Raw genomic sequence first — 16,946 nt, 5'->3', positions numbered from 1 at the left:
CCATTACACACACATTCAACCAGTATTCCGAGCGGATACTGGTTTTTGTTTGGTACAATACAGTTGAGGTGATCATAGATGATGGAATGGTTTGCAGTCGATTTGATCAAACAGGCGGGAGAATTGATTCGTCGTGAGATTGATCAGAGTTATGAAGTGGAACGGAAGACGGGAAAAGGGGACTTGGTCACTGAGATTGACCGAGCGGTCGAACAGCTGATTGTCCGCCGCATTCAAAAACAATTCCCGGACCATCAAATTATGGGGGAAGAAGGAACGACGGAGACACCAGACACGCTGTCAGGGACGGTCTGGTTCGTCGATCCGATTGATGGGACGTTAAATTTTATTCATCAGAAGCGCATGTTCGCCATCTCGGTGGCCATCATGGTCGACGGAGTCGTGGAATATGGATTCGTCTATGACGTGATGGCGGATGAGATGTTCATGGCCCGGAAAGGATACGGTGCGACATTGAACGGACGGACTTTGACGAACCTACACGAACATCATGTACGAGATGCATTCTTAAGCATGAATGCGACGTGGGTCACGCCGAACCATCAAATTGCCCCGGAAATCCTTGCTCCGATTGTTCGAGACTCGATTGGGACGAGGGCGCATGGGGCTGCATCGCTTGAACTTGCCTGGTTAGCCGCAGGACGTGTGGACGGATACATTACGATGCGCAACATGCCATGGGATTATGCTGCCGGAAAATTGCTCGTAGAAGAAGTGGGTGGGCGTGTCGTTTCCTTATATGGGGAACCCATCCGATACGATGGGCGAACGTCCGTATTGGCAGGAAGCGAGTCGTTCGTCAATGACGTCATCAAACACTATGTCATCGCAAAAGGGGTGACCGCGGAAGCGAAACCGGATCTTCAAATCGTGGAACACGAGTCGTATGAAGAAATTCGTGATCTGCTCGTTTTAGCGAACCCGAATGAAGCAATGGTCCGAGAGCAGTTTCAGACCGGGCGGACGTTCAAAGCGTTACTCGGTGGAGAAATTGTGGGTGCTTATATGCTTGTCAAACATGGGGAAGGGCGAGTTGAACTTGTCAATATCGCGGTGAAGCCAGAGAGACAAAATCAAACGATTGGTCAGCGGATGCTTCAAGACGCGATTAAACGCGCGACAGCACTCGGTGGTCAAGAATTGCTCGTCTGTACGGGGAATTCAAGCATCATGCAATTACGCTTTTATCAGCAAGCTGGATTCCGATTTGATTCTGTGGAACGTGATTACTTTTTAAATCATGGATACGATGCAATTGAGGAAGATGGTTTGGTCCTACGAGACCGCATCTGCTTGACGCGTCCGATTTAACTCATCCATTTCATGAAAAAAGGGTTGCTCGACTGTTGTCAGAGCAACCCTTTTTCTTATCAAGATTGGCGATCAGAAAGAATACGACGACGTAATTGAATGCCAAAGAACGTCGCGATGCCACTAAGTACAAGACTTCCTAAAATGATCGCGGCGCTACCTTCGGCCACCCCAATGCCGATGCCGACAAATCCGGCGACGACGGCCATGGCAATCAATAGAAACATAAGCTGCATGGAGACTCCTCCTTATTTTCTCTTCTCTACCCCATTGTATGATAAAAAACGTCCAATGAAAACGTTCACAGTCGATTCCACTCGACAAAGGTACTGTGACGTGTGCTATACTCTTAAAGTTGAAGAAAAGCTGAAACTTTTTAAATAAGAGAGGAATAACTACATGAACGTAAGAACAAACCTTCGTAACGTAGCCATCATCGCTCACGTTGACCACGGTAAAACAACGTTAGTCGATGAATTATTGAAACAGTCTGGTACATTCCGGACGAACGAGGCAGTCGCAGAACGCGCGATGGACTCAAACGATATCGAACGTGAGCGCGGAATCACAATTCTCGCGAAAAACACGGCAATCGATTATAAAGACACACGCATCAACATCGTTGATACGCCAGGTCACGCAGACTTTGGTGGAGAAGTTGAGCGAATCATGCGTATGGTTGATGGCGTTATCCTCGTCGTCGATGCACGTGAAGGCTGTATGCCACAAACTCGTTTCGTATTGAAAAAAGCGCTCGACCAAGGACTTCGTCCAATCGTCGTCGTTAACAAAATCGATAAGCCGATGGTTCGTCCACTCGACGTTGTCGATGAAGTCGTTGATCTTTTGATCGATCTTGGCGCAGATGAAGATCAACTTGAATTCCCTGTCGTCTATACTTCGGCTGTCAGCGGTTCAAGTTCGTTCGATCCTGATCCAGCAAACCAAGAAGAAACGATTACGCACGTACTCGATACGATTCTTGAAAACACACCGGCTCCAGTGGACAACTCAGACGAGCCACTTCAATTCCAAGTCACAATGCTAGACTATGATAACTACCTCGGCCGAATCGGTGTAGGTCGCGTCTTCCGCGGGAAAATCAAAGTGGGTGAGCAAGTATCACTCTGTAAAACAGACGGTACGGTGAAGCAACTTCGCGTCACGAAATTGTTCGGTTACTTCGGCCTCAAACGTGTCGAAATCGAAGAAGCAAAAGCAGGTGACTTGATCGCCATCGCCGGAATGGAAGACATCAACGTCGGTGAGACGGTCACTCCAGTCGGTAAAGAAGAGCCACTTCCGCTCCTTCGCATCGATGAGCCAACACTTCAAATGCGTTTCATGACGAACAACTCTCCGTTCGCAGGACGTGAAGGGGACTTCGTCACTGCACGTAAAATTGAAGAGCGTTTGATGAAGCAACTTGAGACAGACGTTTCACTTCGTGTTGAAAACACGGATTCACCTGACCAATGGGTCGTATCAGGACGTGGTGAGCTTCACCTCGGTATCTTGATCGAGAACATGCGTCGTGAAGGTTACGAGCTTCAAGTGTCGAAACCACAAGTAATCATTCGTGAAGACGAAAACGGTACGAAAGTTGAGCCGTTCGAGCGCGTCATCATCGACGTACCAGAAGAGTATACAGGTTCAGTCATGGAGTCAATCGGTCTCCGTAAAGGTGAGCTTGCGAACATGAACACGAACGACAACGGTCAGACACGTATGGAATTCATCGTTCCATCACGCGGTCTCATCGGTTACCGTAACGAATTCTTGTCGGCGACACGCGGATACGGAATCTTGAACCACACGTTCGAAGAGTACCGTCCGTATATCGCAGCTGATATCGGCGGCCGTCGCAGTGGTGTTATGGTTTGTATCGAAAACGGTAAGTCAACGGCTTACTCAATCGGTGCACTTGAAGACCGTGGAACGATCTTCATCGAGCCAGGTACGGACGTATATGAAGGAATGATCATCGGTGAATGTAACCGTGACGTCGACCTTGCAATCAACGCCGTTAAAGGGAAGCAATTGACAAACATGCGTGCTTCAGCAAAAGACTCGACACAAGTCTTGAAACGTCCGCGCGTCTTCTCACTCGAAGAGTCGCTCACGTTCTTGAACGATGACGAGTACTGTGAAATCACGCCGGAGTCAATCCGTCTCCGTAAGAAAATCTTGAACAAGAACGAACGCGAGAAAGCTGACAAGCGTCGTAAACTTGGTAAAGAATAAGTATCAGAAAAGGGAACGCTTCGGCGTTCCCTTTTGCATGGAATAGTGTAGAATGGATGTGTATGAAATAAAGGGGGACTCTTTGTCTTGAAAGCTTCTCAAACAATCGATATCACACAAATTGATGTTCCGTGGATTGCCTCGATGCTAGGTGTCGGGAGCGACCCTAATGACTTTTCGGTCGGATTCAACGCACTCGTTGTCACGGTCATCTTATTGACGATTCTCGTCTTTAAACTTGGTTTTGCAAAACAATTGGCGTGGTGGAAATCACTCATCGTCTATATTCTACTCGCTCTTGGAGCGGGTACGATGGCACTCGTCTTTTTCACGTGGCCGATCCCGGAAGTACTTGCTGTCATGGCCATCGTCTTGGCCATCTATCGCGGTCGCCTCTGGTGGAACCGTCGTCAAGATGCAGTCCAATCGTAAAAAAACGGGCGTCTCTTCGGAGGCGCCCGTTTTGTTTACCAATTTCGCTTTTGTCGAAAAGTAGGATATAACTTGAATTGTCCAGATGCGGCGCGTTCGGCGGTACGTTCGCTGATTCGCTCCTGACAGTCTTGACACATATATGTTTTAGCCGGCTTATTGCGCAATCGTTTTGCTTCAAACGACCATGAGTCGATTGTTTCGACTTTATCGCAAAGAGAACATTTTACACGCATCTTTTCACCTTCCTCTATAGGATGAGTATAGCATGATTTCAACCGTTGAAAGCAGGGAATTGAATCGGTAAGGGAGAATGGTACAACCATACCCGGTAAAAGGAGGGGAGTTGAATGGCGAGTAAGGCAACGTTTGAATTGACAGCCGCGCAACAGCGATTGTTGAACGACATGCCGTTAACATTTCTCGTCGGTTTTGATGAGGCGAAGCGATGGCCAATCAGTCACGCCATCAGTTGGGTGCAAGCGCTCGACCCTGTCACGATTCGGCTGGCACTAACAAAGAATTCACATATCGTGACAATCTTATCGACCGAGAAGACGGCCGGTCTCATCTTTATCGAAGATGGTCAGTCCTATCACGTGTTGCTTTCATCCATCCGAGAATTTGAACCGATGATGAAACCGAGCCTCCATCTTCGTTTTTTTGAAGGACATGTCGAAGAAGTGAGGAACATCTCGTTTTACGGTGCAGCTTACGCCCAACCCGAAATCACGAAAACATATGATATCCGTGCGGCGGAAAAGTTGGACCGTGAAGTGAAAGAAAGCCTTCATTCTTGATTACCATCCTATATTCGAGGGGCGGCAAAGTCTATGAAAAAAACGTATGTACTCGATACGAACGTACTCCTACATGATCCGCTATCCTTATTTCAATTTGAAGAACATGACGTGGTCATTCCGGCCATTGTCTTAGAGGAGCTTGATGGTAAAAAACGAAACATGGATGAGGTCGGGCGTAACGCCCGTGAAACGTCGCGTGTTTTGGACCAACTCCGAACGTCGGGGAAACTCCATGACGGCGTCCCACTTGAAAATGGTGGACGTCTCTTTGTCGAGATTGGTCACGAGCACGAAGTCGATATTCCGTTCGACGTGATGACGAATGATAACCGCATTCTACTCGTTGCCTTAAAATTAATGAAACAATACGAGCATGACGCCAATCATAAAGTCGTCGTCGTCTCAAAAGATATATTGGTCCGGGTCAAGGCGGACGCCATTGGAATCGATGCTGAAGATTATTTGACAGACCATATCGTCGATACGACAAACTTGTATGCCGGCTATCGCGAAATTGAGGTCGACCAGTCGCTCATCGATGAATTTTATAAAGTTCGCCAACTACCGACATCTGCATTGACGAAACAGACGCTATATCCCAATTCATTTGTCGTCTTAAAAAGTAACGTCTCGAAAGCGAGTGCGCTCGCAGTGGTCGACACGCTTCAACCGATCGTCCGTCCATTAGCGTTAGATGCGGAACACATCTGGGGGATCCATCCACGAAACGTGCAACAACGGATGGCGCTCGACTTGCTGCTCCGAGATGATATCCCGTTCGTCACGTTGCTCGGGAAAGCCGGAACCGGTAAGACGCTCCTTGCCTTAGCGGCAGGACTCTCACTCGTCGAGGATGAACAGCGGTACAATAAGCTCGTCGTCGCACGACCGGTCGTTCCGATGGGGAATGATATCGGCTACTTGCCGGGTGAGATGGAAGAAAAATTGCGTCCGTGGATGCAACCGATCTATGATAATTTAGAATTTTTATTCAGCGCCAACTCAAAGGATGAGTTAGGAAATATTTTGGCTGGCATGAAGTCGATTCAACTCGAAGCACTCACTTATATTCGTGGTAGAAGCATGCCTGACCAGTTCATCATCATCGATGAGGCGCAAAACTTAACGAAGCATGAAATCAAGACGATTCTCACCCGTGTCGGGGAGAACTCGAAAATTGTACTCGTCGGTGACCCGTACCAAATCGACCATCCGTATTTAGATGAATATTCGAACGGATTGACTTACGCGGTGGAACGATTCAAAGGACAAAATGTTTTCGGTCACGTCCAGCTTGTCAAAGGGGAGCGTTCGTCCCTCGCAAGATTGGCTGCCGATTTGTTATAAGCGACATACACAAATAACGCCGAGCTCAGTGCTCGGCGTTATTTTGTATCGAGTTGTAGCGATTGAACGTTCGTCCGTTCTAAAAAGGCGTTCGAAATCATGATCAATCCTGTGATGATAAACAGTGCGGAAAATCCGAAGTGTGCCACGATTTGAGAGCCAAATAGCGGTCCAAGTAAATTTCCCATGAACTGAGCGGACTGATTATATGAAAAGATCCTTCCGGTTGCAGCAGTTGGTGTATGTTGCCGCAGCAATGACTGAACGGATGGCATCAATGCAGCGGTCGCAAATCCGATACCGAAGCGTAACAGGATGAGTTGCGTCGTCGAAGTGACGAATGCTTGCGGGATTAAGAATAAGCTGTAGAGTAGCAGTGCCCAAAACAAAATCCGTTCTGCCCCGTATCGGTCCGACAGTCGTCCGAGACGTTGAGCTGAAAAGAGAGCGGCGAGCCCAGGGGCGGATGCGACAATCCCTGCCATGAAAGCAAGTGCGGTCGTATGCGGATTTAATTCACGTACATACAACGTCAAGAGTGGTCCGATTGATTGTGTTGAGAACTGGATGAGGAACGTTGTCACAAACAGCCCGACAATCAATTGGGGATGTCGCAGTGAGGCGAAAATAGATTTCACTGAGGCGAGCTCTTCACGTTTCACTGGGACGAACTCTTCCTTTACGAACCAGAGCGTGATGAGGAATGTGAGGAAGAGTGCACTTCCGGTAAAGAGAAAAACGGATCGAAGCCCAATCCAGTCTGCGAGTAGTCCGCCAATGAGCGGACCGAGTAGACCACCGGTGATTCCACCAGTCGACAGGGTACCGAGCGCCCAGCCACTTTTCTCTTTTGGGGTTTGGGAAGCGACCAAGGTGATACCGGCTGAGATGAATCCAGAAACGGCACCCATAAGTAAACGCAACCCGACAAGTTGATACACGTCTTGCACAAAACTGATGAGAAACATGACGATGGCCATTCCGAGACTCGCTCGAATGAGCATCAACTTTCTCCCTTTTTGGTCTGCCAGACGTCCCCACATCGGGGAGACGATTGCGGCCACGAGGAACGTCGCACCGAATGCGATCGCCGACCAAGTGACGACATGGTCAGGGTCCTTTACCCCGAGTTGTTCAATGAACAATGGCAGGAAGGGGAGGACGAGACTCATTGAAGCGGCGGTCAAGAAGCTGCCGATCCAAACAACTATTAAATTTCGTTTCCATAAAGGCATCGTAAGCGTCACGACCTTTCTTATTCAATTCGTAGTCAACACACTACATATTACACTTTGTGAACTAAAAAGTCCAAAAAAATGAGAAGGAACGTTCCTTCTCATTGATTGCTCAGTACGGTGATATGGTTCACTTGGCGGATGATTTGATTGTCGTACAAAACGTAGACCGGTCCGTCAGCGAGTACTTTCCCGTCTTTTGAAAATTGTAAATAGACTCGAGACGCTTCGCTGAGTGGAATTGTCAAAATCGTTTCGCCGTAGAAACGGATATGTGTGGCCAAGTCGACAGGTTCGGCATTGCTCAAAAACGGCAAGAGTGGCATCGCGAACGAATCGCGTAATGCTGCGTCCTTGTCTTGTCGAGACATCGGCTTATTGTGATCAATTCTTGTTCCTTGTGATAGACCATCGTCCCATGCTTTCCCCATTTTCGCATAGTAGGCCTCATGGTCATTCTCCGTCACAGAGTCTAATTCTTCAATCTTTCGTTTGCGGTCGTCAAAAATCCATACGGTCGGGTCAATCGTCAAACTGTGACGCACCGATCCGTCTAGTGGAAAAATCATGCTTATATCCCCCTTTATACACATTACACGTATCATTATAGCGCTCTTTCTTCTAAAATGGAAAAGAGGAAGAATGTCGCGTTCATCCATACTGCACATTGAATTATGATTAAAGATAATGTACAGTTGAGTTATGACAAACAGTCTGTCATCGTACGGAGGAGGGGTCGTAGTGGCGACAAATTTGGCTGCAATCCAACGGGAGCAAGCGCTACAGTTACTCGAGGCGGATGCTGAGAAAATCCGTTGTCTGATTGAAGTGCAGTTAGAAAACCTAAAAATGCCGAAGTGCCCGCTTTATGAAGAGGTGCTTGATACACATATGTTTGGACTATCGCGCCAAATTGATTTTGCGGTTCGTCTTGGACTCATTTCAGACATTGAAGGTAAAGGACTGCTCGATTCATTGGAACAAAAGTTGTCTGCTTTGGCAGAAGCTTCAGAATTATGAACCTTATACTCAAACTGTGCAAGTGGCGCTGTTTGAGTATTTTTTTATAAGGGTTGTCGGATTGTTTTACATAAGGAAGTGAATACATGAAAACACGGTTTCGGTATTTTGATTTTGCGTTGTTTTTGTCAGTGCTCTTGCTCGTCGGGATCAGCTCGATCATGATTTATAGTGCGAGCGTTTGGAATCGTGGGGACTATGCGAATAGCAGTTTGTTCTATCGCCAGCTCGTCTACGTCGGAATCGGAATTGTTGTCTATTTGGTTGCGACGTTGTTCCGCTATGAGATGTTTCGGAAGAAAGGCATCCGCCTCAGTCTCTATGCGGTCTCAGTCATCTTGCTATTTGTCACTTGGGCGATGCCGCCATTGAACGGGGCACGGGCTTGGCTCATCATCGGAGGATTTACGATTCAACCAGTTGAGATTGCAAAATTCGTTCTCATCATTTTGCTTGCGAATTACTACCATGAACTATGGAACAACGAGTTAAAAGGACTACCTGGTCGGTTAGCTCGGGCCGCCATCGTGAAAAAAGGATGGCGTGCTCAAATCGGTGCCTTCTTCTTAGTACCGGTTCTCTTTTACTTCTCGTTCTACGCCATTGCCATCAACGGGCAGCCGGATATGGGTGGATTATTCGTCCTCGGTTCGATCATGCTTCTCATGTGGTTCGGTGTCGGAGCGCCACTTCGAATCATGATTCCAGGGATTTTAGCTGGAATCGGTGCCGTCTTCTTATTGTTCACGACAATTTTCTCGGAGAATCAACGGAGCCGGATTGAGGTCGTGTTCAACCCATTCATGGACCCGGAAGGTTACGGGCATCAATTGCTAATGTCGATCATCTCGATTGTGCATGGTGGATTGACCGGTGTCGGACTCGGGAACAGTTTTCAAAAGTATGGGTATTTACCAGAACCAGAGACCGACTATATCATGTCGATCATCGCTGAAGAGTTAGGGTTCTTCGGTGTACTAACCGTTTTGGTACTGCTCTTCTTCATCGCGTTTCGCGCGATTCATATTGCCAATCATGCGGACAGTCATTTTGCGATGTTTGTCTCGTTTGGTATTGCATCACAAATCATCATTCAAACAGCTATCAATATCGGTGCGATGTCCGGTTGGTTCCCGGGGACAGGGGTGACTTTGCCACTAGTCAGTTATGGAGGAACATCGCTCATCATGATGATGGGGATTCTTGGGGTACTCAGTAGTATCTCGATGCGTAACCGTCATCGAGAAGCGACACGCCGAGAAGAGATTCGGGTGAAGTCAGAAGAGAACGTTCAACGTTCATCGCTTCACGTTGTTAGGTAAGGAAACAAACAAACTTCATTAACGGGGGGATTTCATTTGAAACCAATTAAAAAGTTACTTGTTGCAAACCGTGGGGAAATTGCTATTCGCGTATTTCGAGCGGCGACAGAGTTAGGCATTCGGACTGTAGCCGTCTATTCACAAGAAGATAGTGGTTCATTACACCGCTTTAAAGCGGATGAAGCCTATTTGATCGGACTCGATAAGAAGCCGATCGATGCGTATCTCGATATCGAAGGTGTTATTCGAATCGCCAAGGAATCTGGCAGTGACGCGATTCACCCGGGATATGGTTTCCTGTCAGAAAACATCGAACTCGCACGACGTTGCCGTGAAGAGGGAATCATCTTTGTAGGTCCACACGAGTCGCATTTGCATGCGTTCGGGGATAAAGTACGAGCACGGCAAAGTGCGATCGCTGCTGGTCTCCCAGTCATTCCGGGCTCAAATGGTCCACTCACATCCTATGAGGATGCGGAAGCATTTGCGAACGAGCATGGTTTCCCGCTCATGGTCAAAGCTTCGATGGGTGGCGGAGGACGCGGAATGCGTGTCATTCGTACAGAAGCTGAAATGAAAGATTTGATTGAACGCGCGAAATCTGAAGCGAAACAAGCATTCGGTTCTGACGAAGTGTACATAGAGAAACTCGTCGAGCGCCCGAAACATATCGAGGTCCAAATTCTCGGGGATGAGCACGGTCACATCATTCACTTGTTCGAGCGTGACTGTTCGGTTCAGCGCCGACACCAAAAAGTTGTCGAAGTGGCACCGTGTGTGACGTTATCTGAAGCCTCGCGTCAAGCGATTTGTGATGCGGCGGTACAGCTCATGCGTCACGTTGGTTACGTCAACGCGGGTACAGTCGAGTTTTTAGTGACAGAAGATGAGTCATTCTACTTCATCGAAGTAAACCCGCGTGTTCAAGTCGAACATACGATTACAGAGATGGTGACAGGATTTGATATCGTTCAAACACAATTGATGATCGCACAAGGGGAGTCACTCCACGGCGACATGATTCAAATGCCGAAACAAGAGGACATTAAACTCCTCGGTTATGCGATTCAATCACGTGTAACGTCAGAAGACCCGGCCAACAACTTCATGCCGGATACAGGGAAAATCATGGCATACCGTTCTCCAGGCGGCTTTGGCGTCCGTCTTGACGGAGGAAACGCATACGTCGGTGCAGAAATTTCGCCGTACTATGACTCGCTTCTCGTCAAACTGTCGACGCATGGCATGACATTCGAACAAGCCGCTTCGAAAATGGTACGAAACTTGAACGAGTTCCGGATTCGTGGAATCAAGACGAACATTCCGTTCTTGATTAACGTCATGAAGCATCCGAACTTCATCAACGGAGATTACAACACGTCATTCATCGATGAGACGCCAGAACTGTTCGTCTTCCCGAAACGGAAAGACCGTGGGACGAAATTGTTGAACTATATCGGGGATGTAACGGTGAATGGATTCCCAGGAGTCGGTCTGAAAGACAAGCCGATCAGCCGCTCTGTACGAATCCCGCACGATCTTCCGGCTGAAGCAAAACCGGGGACGAAACAAATCTTGACGGAACTCGGCCCAGACGGCCTTGCTGACTGGATCAAACGTCAACCGGAACTGTTATTAACGGACACGACGATGCGTGATGCGCATCAGTCATTGCTCGCGACGCGTATGCGGACGCAGGACATCCTCAACATCGCGGAACCGACGAGCAAACTGATGCCAGAATTGTTCTCGGTCGAGGCATGGGGTGGAGCGACGTTCGATGTCGCATACCGCTTCCTATCCGAAGACCCATGGGTACGTCTCATGAAGCTTCGTGAGAAGATGCCGAACGTCCTGATTCAAATGTTGCTTCGTGGTGCGAATGCGGTCGGATATAAAAACTATGCGGATAACGTCATTGAGAAGTTTGTGCATGAAGCAGCATACGCCGGAGTCGATGTATTCCGAATCTTTGACAGTCTCAACAACCTAGAGTCGATTCAATTGGCAATCGATGCGACATTACCGACAGGGAAAGTTGCGGAGGCAGCGATTTGTTATACGGGTGATTTATATGACGGCAACCGTCCGAAGTATCACCTTCCATACTACGTCGATCTTGCGAAGAAACTTGAGGCGAGCGGTGCTCATATACTAGCAATCAAAGATATGGCGGGCTTATTGAAGCCAGAATCAGCATACGCACTCGTTTCAGCATTGAAAGATGCAGTAGATTTACCAATCCATCTGCATACACACGATGCTTCAGGTAATGGTATCTTCACTTATGCACGGGCGACAGATGCCGGTGTAGACATCGTTGACGTTGCTGCAAGCTCGATGTCAGGTATGACGTCACAGCCTTCAGGCGGAAGTTTAGTCTATGCGCTCAACCGTCACGAGCGTCAACCGAAGATCGACCCGAAACAGTATGAAGTGATCAGTGATTACTGGCAAGATGTTCGTCATAACTACGAACCGTTTGAAAGTGACATGCGCGCACCGCATCCGTCTGTATATGAACATGAGATGCCAGGTGGGCAATATTCGAACCTTCAGCAACAAGCGAAAGCGGTCGGACTTGGAGACCGTTGGGGAGAAGTAAAGGCGATGTATGCTCGGGTCAACATGTTGTTCGGTGATATCGTCAAGGTTACCCCTTCTTCAAAAGTCGTCGGAGACATGGCACTCTTCATGGTGCAGCACAACTTGACGGAAGAGGATGTGATGACGCGTGGTCACCAGCTTGACTTCCCGGACTCAGTCGTCGAGATGATGCGCGGCGAGTTAGGTACGCCTCCTGGTGGCTTCCCGAAAGATGTTCAACAAGTCATCTTGAAAGGGGACGAGCCACTGAACGTTCGTCCTGGTAAATTGATCAAGCCGTATGACTTTGAATCTTCACGACAAGAATTGTTCGAAAAGTTTGAGCGACCGGTCACGGACTTTGAGCTTCTCGCTCATGCGCTCTACCCGAAAGTGTACGAAGACTATGTCAAACATACGACGACATACGGTGACGTATCCGTGCTCGACACGTTGACGTTCTTCTACGGATTAAATGTCGGTGAGACGATTCAAGTTGAGATCGAGACAGGTAAGACGTTGATCATCAAGCTCGTTCAAGTCAGTGCGCCAAACGAAGATGGCATTCGTCTTGTTTCTTATGAGATGAACGGCGTACCGCGTGAGATTGAGATTAAAGACGTGAACGTCAAATCAGCGACAACGAGTCGTCCGAAAGTGGACCGTTCGAACTCGAAACAAGTCGGCGCCTCGATGCCGGGCTCTGTGTTGAAAGTGTTGGTCGAGCCAGGAAGTCGTGTTCATCGTGGAGAGCAGTTGCTCGTCACAGAAGCGATGAAGATGGAAACGACGATTCAGGCAGCGCAAGATGGGGAGATTAAAGCCATCCACATTAAAGAAGGCGACACAATACAAAGTGACGACTTGTTGATTGAATTTGTATAATCAAAAGAAGCATAGTGCGCTATGCTTCTTTTTTTGTAGATGGGAGTGGTGATGATGAAACGAGTATGTTGGTTCCGATCAGATTTTAGGTTGACCGATAATCATATGCTTCACCGGGCATTGAACGATGCGGAAGAGGGTGACGACCTCGCTTTCGTCTTTTGGCTAAACCCGAAATATTGTGACCCGTTTGAAGTGCGTCACGATTATTTCTTCTCGACGATGCGGACATTTATGGATGATCTAGAGGAGAAGGGACTGGGACTTCACGTCTTCGTGGCGGAAACGGAGAAGGAGTTCGTGAAACAACTCGGGGATATGGATGTACTTTACTTTAATGCGGAGTATGTGGAACCGTTCAAACAGCGGGACGATCGTGTCATCGACGCACTTGGTGAGGAGGTAAAAGTCGTACGACTGCTCGACCGCCATCTGTTCCACCCTGATGCGTTCACGACAAAGAGCGGTGATCCGTATAAAGTGTTCACCCCGTTTAAAAAAGCGGCGTATGCCGAACAGCCGCCGAAACCTTACGACGTTGATGTCGATCGCTTAGCGGAATTCATTAGCACAAAAAATGATATACCGAGTGAACTGAAAGATTTGTTCAAACGCTGTGAGCGCGAGTGGAAAGGGTTAGGGGAAACCGAGGCGAAGAAACGGTTGACTCGATTCGTCAATGATCGCATGGTTGATTATGATGAAAAGCGAGATATCCCGAGCATCGCGGGGACGAGCCGCTTATCCCCATACTTACGGACCGGTGTATTGTCGATTCGTACGATTACCGAGCAGGTGTTATCCGCTAAAAAATCAAAAGGACGCGACACGTATTATGATGAACTGCTGTGGCGTGAATTCTATTACATGGTGATGGCGAAGTTCAAAGGATTGAAAGATCAACCGTTCAATGACAAATACAAATCGCTCGAATGGGAAGACAATGAGGAGCAGTTCGAAAAGTGGTGTAACGGGGAGACCGGGTATCCGATTGTCGATGCAGCGATGCGCCAATTGAACGAGACGGGATGGATGCACAACCGCTTACGCATGATTGTCGCATCGTTCCTGACGAAGCACCTTCTTCTTGATTGGAGAAAAGGGGAACGTTACTTCGAGCGGAGATTGATCGATTATGAGGCATCATCGAATATCGGGGGATGGCAGTGGGCCGCCTCGGTCGGGACGGATGCGGTTCCATACTTCCGGATCTTCAACCCGACGACGCAATCTGAGCGGTTCGACCCAGATGGGACGTTCATCCGGAAATATGTGCCGGAACTGAAACATGTGACGGACAAATCGATTCACTTTCCTGATCCGTCTGATCGAAAAGAATATGCGATGCCACTCGTCGACCATAAAGAAGCGAGAGCGCGGGCACTCGAACGATTTAAAGAGTTGTAAACCAAAACGCCCCATAAACGTTGGATTTGCATGTCCAACTTTTATGGGGCAGTTCAGTTCACGGCGCTTTTTTACTTAACCATTCATGTCTTTCAATTGTGTGCTATCTTGTCGACCGGTCGATCGATATGCATGGTAAGACAAGTAAGACAAAATACCGAAATAGCATGTGATCAAGAATGCGTGGAGAAGTGGTACGTATGTGGCATGCCCACCGAGTACGATCCATGCACCTGTTCCGACTTGAAGAAGAATGAAAAAGAGAGACGCCATCATGCCGCGTTCGATTAATTGGTTCATCTCTTTTCGAGCGAGGTAGAGAACATACAACGTGTACAAGACGAGTAGTCCTGCCATCACACGATGTCCCATTTGAACATAAGATTCGAACGTCCATACCTCTTGATCACAAATTGGCCAACCGACACAAGCGTAAGTCGCTCCTAAGTGTCGGACGTAAGCTCCTGTGTACACGACGATCATCGTATAAATCGAAAGTCCATACAGATGAGCTCTCAAACGTTTCGACACAACTTTATGTTCTCGGTCACCTTCAAACAAAAGAATCGTCAAAATGAGTAGTGATGCGAACGAAACGAGCGAAATTCCGAAATGAAGGGCTAAGATGGCATCCGACTGTTGCCAAATGACTGCCCCTGCTCCAATGATTGATTGGATGAGCATAAAGATAAATGCGAGAAACGCAAAGATTTTCACATCGACACGATGCTTGACGGCGATGAACGTCCAAATCGCAAGCGCGATGATGAGGAGACCTTCAAAGCCGGATACTACACGGTGACTGTATTCGATCATCGTTTCAACACTCGGGTTGGTTGGAATCAATTTCCCGTGACAGAGCGGCCAATCTGTTCCGCAACCGTCCCCTGAGTCTGTCTTCGTCACGGTTCCACCCATGATGAGGACAAGCATCATCCCAAGGGTGACAAACCCTGAGAAAAACGCGAGTTTTTTATGCATGCAATACCACCTGCTTCTAATCAAAATCCGTTAAAAATGTACCTTGTTTATTTATATTTTTTTCGCCATACTTATTATACGGCTTTCCGTTCGAAAAACGAAATGGAAAAGCTTGCAATCGTTATCAAAAACGTTATTCTAATATTAGTAAGGCACATAAGGTGTGACAAATATCACACTATTGACACAAAAAACTCGCTATTTTACAAGCATAAAGGGCGTATTTTATAAAAAAATATGGTATCTTTGTAGAGAGTTAAGTGTATTTTGTTCATATTGTGTTTTTTCTGTGAAGAGAATGCGAGGATTTCGTGATTATGTGGGGGGGTCAGTATGACAAAAGTCAACCCAGGAATGACCGTAGATGTAGAATATACAGAGTCAACGTCATTCCGAGATTACGTCGCCTTAGCGAAAATGGGAATCGTTCGCGCCAACTTACTGTTGGTATTTGCGGGATTCTTCGTGGCAGCGACGTATCAGAGCGATACGCCAGTCCTTTACTTGTTTGAAGTTTGGCCACAGCTCTTATTAACGATGTTAGGAAGCGCACTCGTGATTTCGGGGAGTTGTTACCTAAACAACTTTGTGGACCGAGATATCGATTACTTAATGGATCGTACGGACAATCGACCGAGTGTAACCGGCAAGATTTCAGGGGAGAAGATTTTACTCCTCGGATTGACACAACTTGCATTAGGAACACTTTTATTGCTCCTTGTATCGTACGTCGCCGCAGTATTCGGTTTAATCGGGGCATTTTTTTATGTCGTGATTTATACGATGTGGCTGAAACGTACGAGTACGCTCAATACAGTCGTCGGTAGTATTTCGGGAGCCGTTCCACCGCTCATCGGTTGGGCAGCACTTGATCCGGCACTTCATATCGATGCGTGGCTCATGTTCCTTGTCATGTTCTTATGGCAACCACCACACTTTTTGGCGCTCGCTATGCGACGTACGGAAGAGTACCGAACGGCAGGCATTCCGATGCTTCCGGTCGTGAACGGATTTGCCATCACAAAACGGCAAATCATCTGGTGGATTGCGACGCTGATTCCGGCATCGCTCTTATTTATGCATTACGGTCTTGTTTACTTGACAGTCGCAGCCGGTTTAGGGGGCTACTGGTTGTATCTCGGATTGAAAGGATTCAATGCCGAGGATGAAATTAAGTGGGCAAACAAAATGTTCTTTTATTCATTAATTTATTTAGTCGTGTGGATTATCGCGCTGATTTTGACAGCACTTTGATGATTGCACTCACTATATAGAAAACCATTACACATCATTTTGGGAGAAAGTGGGGATTGTTGTGAAATCATTTAAGAAGCTTCTGTTTGGCATCGTCC

General features: G+C 47.6%; 15 protein-coding genes. 10 read left to right on the top strand and 5 right to left on the bottom strand.

Annotated features, from left to right (window positions below):
* Nucleotides 1-81: 81 nt before the first annotated feature.
* Entirely contained in the window at nt 82-1,332 is a 1,251-nt protein-coding gene (locus KNO85_RS08680) for an inositol monophosphatase family protein (RefSeq protein WP_251130609.1), read from the top strand.
* 59 nt (nt 1,333-1,391) lie between these two features.
* Here KNO85_RS08680 and KNO85_RS08675 read toward each other — a convergent pair whose 3' ends face one another.
* Nucleotides 1,392-1,568: a DUF5325 family protein gene (locus tag KNO85_RS08675; RefSeq protein ID WP_214789081.1), complete on the bottom strand. Its 177-nt coding sequence runs from the start codon at nt 1,566-1,568 to the stop codon at nt 1,392-1,394.
* 163 nt (nt 1,569-1,731) lie between these two features.
* On the opposite strand from KNO85_RS08675, the gene typA reads away from it, so the two are divergent.
* On the top strand, nt 1,732-3,576 hold the full coding sequence (gene typA / locus KNO85_RS08670) for a translational GTPase TypA (RefSeq protein WP_214789078.1): 1,845 nt from the start codon (nt 1,732-1,734) through the stop codon (nt 3,574-3,576).
* 87 nt (nt 3,577-3,663) lie between these two features.
* Nucleotides 3,664-4,008, top strand: coding sequence for a YlaH-like family protein (locus tag KNO85_RS08665; RefSeq protein ID WP_214789075.1), 345 nt, complete (start codon nt 3,664-3,666; stop codon nt 4,006-4,008).
* Between the two features lie 35 nt (nt 4,009-4,043).
* Here the strand turns inward: KNO85_RS08665 and KNO85_RS08660 are convergent, their stop codons facing one another.
* Entirely contained in the window at nt 4,044-4,244 is a 201-nt protein-coding gene (locus tag KNO85_RS08660; protein ID WP_074034957.1) for a YlaI family protein, read from the bottom strand.
* A 114-nt stretch (nt 4,245-4,358) separates the two neighbouring features.
* Here KNO85_RS08660 and KNO85_RS08655 point away from each other — a divergent pair, with 114 nt between their 5' ends.
* Both KNO85_RS08655 and KNO85_RS08650 read left to right on the top strand, forming a co-directional pair.
* Nucleotides 4,359-4,808 carry a PNPOx family protein gene (locus KNO85_RS08655; RefSeq protein WP_214789072.1) on the top strand — a complete coding sequence of 150 codons (450 nt, stop codon included), beginning with the start codon at nt 4,359-4,361 and terminating at the stop codon, nt 4,806-4,808.
* A 33-nt stretch (nt 4,809-4,841) separates the two neighbouring features.
* Nucleotides 4,842-6,158 (top strand): PhoH family protein, encoded by a 1,317-nt coding sequence (locus tag KNO85_RS08650; RefSeq protein ID WP_214789070.1) that lies wholly within the window; start codon nt 4,842-4,844, stop codon nt 6,156-6,158.
* Between the two features lie 38 nt (nt 6,159-6,196).
* Here KNO85_RS08650 and KNO85_RS08645 read toward each other — a convergent pair whose 3' ends face one another.
* Nucleotides 6,197-7,393 carry a multidrug efflux MFS transporter gene (locus KNO85_RS08645; RefSeq protein WP_214789067.1) on the bottom strand — a complete coding sequence of 399 codons (1,197 nt, stop codon included), beginning with the start codon at nt 7,391-7,393 and terminating at the stop codon, nt 6,197-6,199.
* A gap of 101 nt (nt 7,394-7,494) precedes the next feature.
* Nucleotides 7,495-7,962 carry a hypothetical protein gene (locus tag KNO85_RS08640; protein ID WP_214789064.1) on the bottom strand — a complete coding sequence of 156 codons (468 nt, stop codon included), beginning with the start codon at nt 7,960-7,962 and terminating at the stop codon, nt 7,495-7,497.
* Between the two features lie 172 nt (nt 7,963-8,134).
* Here KNO85_RS08640 and KNO85_RS08635 point away from each other — a divergent pair, with 172 nt between their 5' ends.
* From KNO85_RS08635 to KNO85_RS08620, 4 genes are all read left to right on the top strand, one after another.
* A complete protein-coding gene (locus KNO85_RS08635; protein ID WP_015881276.1) occupies nt 8,135-8,413 on the top strand; it encodes an Fpa/YlaN family protein in 279 nt (92 codons plus the stop codon).
* A gap of 86 nt (nt 8,414-8,499) precedes the next feature.
* Nucleotides 8,500-9,735: an FtsW/RodA/SpoVE family cell cycle protein gene (locus KNO85_RS08630; RefSeq protein ID WP_214789061.1), complete on the top strand. Its 1,236-nt coding sequence runs from the start codon at nt 8,500-8,502 to the stop codon at nt 9,733-9,735.
* 36 nt (nt 9,736-9,771) lie between these two features.
* Complete coding sequence (locus KNO85_RS08625; RefSeq protein WP_214789059.1) at nt 9,772-13,206, top strand: pyruvate carboxylase; 3,435 nt, start codon at nt 9,772-9,774, stop codon at nt 13,204-13,206.
* Nucleotides 13,207-13,260: 54 nt separating this feature from the next.
* Complete coding sequence (locus tag KNO85_RS08620; protein ID WP_214789056.1) at nt 13,261-14,613, top strand: cryptochrome/photolyase family protein; 1,353 nt, start codon at nt 13,261-13,263, stop codon at nt 14,611-14,613.
* Nucleotides 14,614-14,688: 75 nt separating this feature from the next.
* On the opposite strand, the gene KNO85_RS08615 is transcribed toward KNO85_RS08620, so the two are convergent.
* Entirely contained in the window at nt 14,689-15,594 is a 906-nt protein-coding gene (locus KNO85_RS08615) for a COX15/CtaA family protein (protein ID WP_214789052.1), read from the bottom strand.
* A 333-nt stretch (nt 15,595-15,927) separates the two neighbouring features.
* Here KNO85_RS08615 and cyoE point away from each other — a divergent pair, with 333 nt between their 5' ends.
* Complete coding sequence (gene cyoE, locus KNO85_RS08610; protein ID WP_214789049.1) at nt 15,928-16,848, top strand: heme o synthase; 921 nt, start codon at nt 15,928-15,930, stop codon at nt 16,846-16,848.
* Nucleotides 16,849-16,946: the final 98 nt, after the last annotated feature.

The organism is Exiguobacterium sp. s124, assembly GCF_018617485.1.
GTDB lineage: Bacteria > Bacillota > Bacilli > Exiguobacteriales > Exiguobacteriaceae > Exiguobacterium > Exiguobacterium aestuarii.
This window is presented reverse-complemented; position numbering and strand designations above follow the sequence as displayed.

Coding starts and splice junctions, on each gene's coding strand:
- KNO85_RS08680 (WP_251130609.1), top strand. CDS start 82: ATGGAATGGTTTGCAGTCGATTTGATCAAACAGGCGGGAGAATTGATT.
- KNO85_RS08675 (WP_214789081.1), bottom strand. CDS start 1,568: ATGCAGCTTATGTTTCTATTGATTGCCATGGCCGTCGTCGCCGGATTT.
- typA (WP_214789078.1), top strand. CDS start 1,732: ATGAACGTAAGAACAAACCTTCGTAACGTAGCCATCATCGCTCACGTT.
- KNO85_RS08660 (WP_074034957.1), bottom strand. CDS start 4,244: ATGCGTGTAAAATGTTCTCTTTGCGATAAAGTCGAAACAATCGACTCA.
- KNO85_RS08655 (WP_214789072.1), top strand. CDS start 4,359: ATGGCGAGTAAGGCAACGTTTGAATTGACAGCCGCGCAACAGCGATTG.
- KNO85_RS08650 (WP_214789070.1), top strand. CDS start 4,842: ATGAAAAAAACGTATGTACTCGATACGAACGTACTCCTACATGATCCG.
- KNO85_RS08645 (WP_214789067.1), bottom strand. CDS start 7,393: ATGCCTTTATGGAAACGAAATTTAATAGTTGTTTGGATCGGCAGCTTC.
- KNO85_RS08640 (WP_214789064.1), bottom strand. CDS start 7,962: ATGATTTTTCCACTAGACGGATCGGTGCGTCACAGTTTGACGATTGAC.
- KNO85_RS08630 (WP_214789061.1), top strand. CDS start 8,500: ATGAAAACACGGTTTCGGTATTTTGATTTTGCGTTGTTTTTGTCAGTG.
- KNO85_RS08620 (WP_214789056.1), top strand. CDS start 13,261: ATGAAACGAGTATGTTGGTTCCGATCAGATTTTAGGTTGACCGATAAT.
- KNO85_RS08615 (WP_214789052.1), bottom strand. CDS start 15,594: ATGCATAAAAAACTCGCGTTTTTCTCAGGGTTTGTCACCCTTGGGATG.
- cyoE (WP_214789049.1), top strand. CDS start 15,928: ATGACAAAAGTCAACCCAGGAATGACCGTAGATGTAGAATATACAGAG.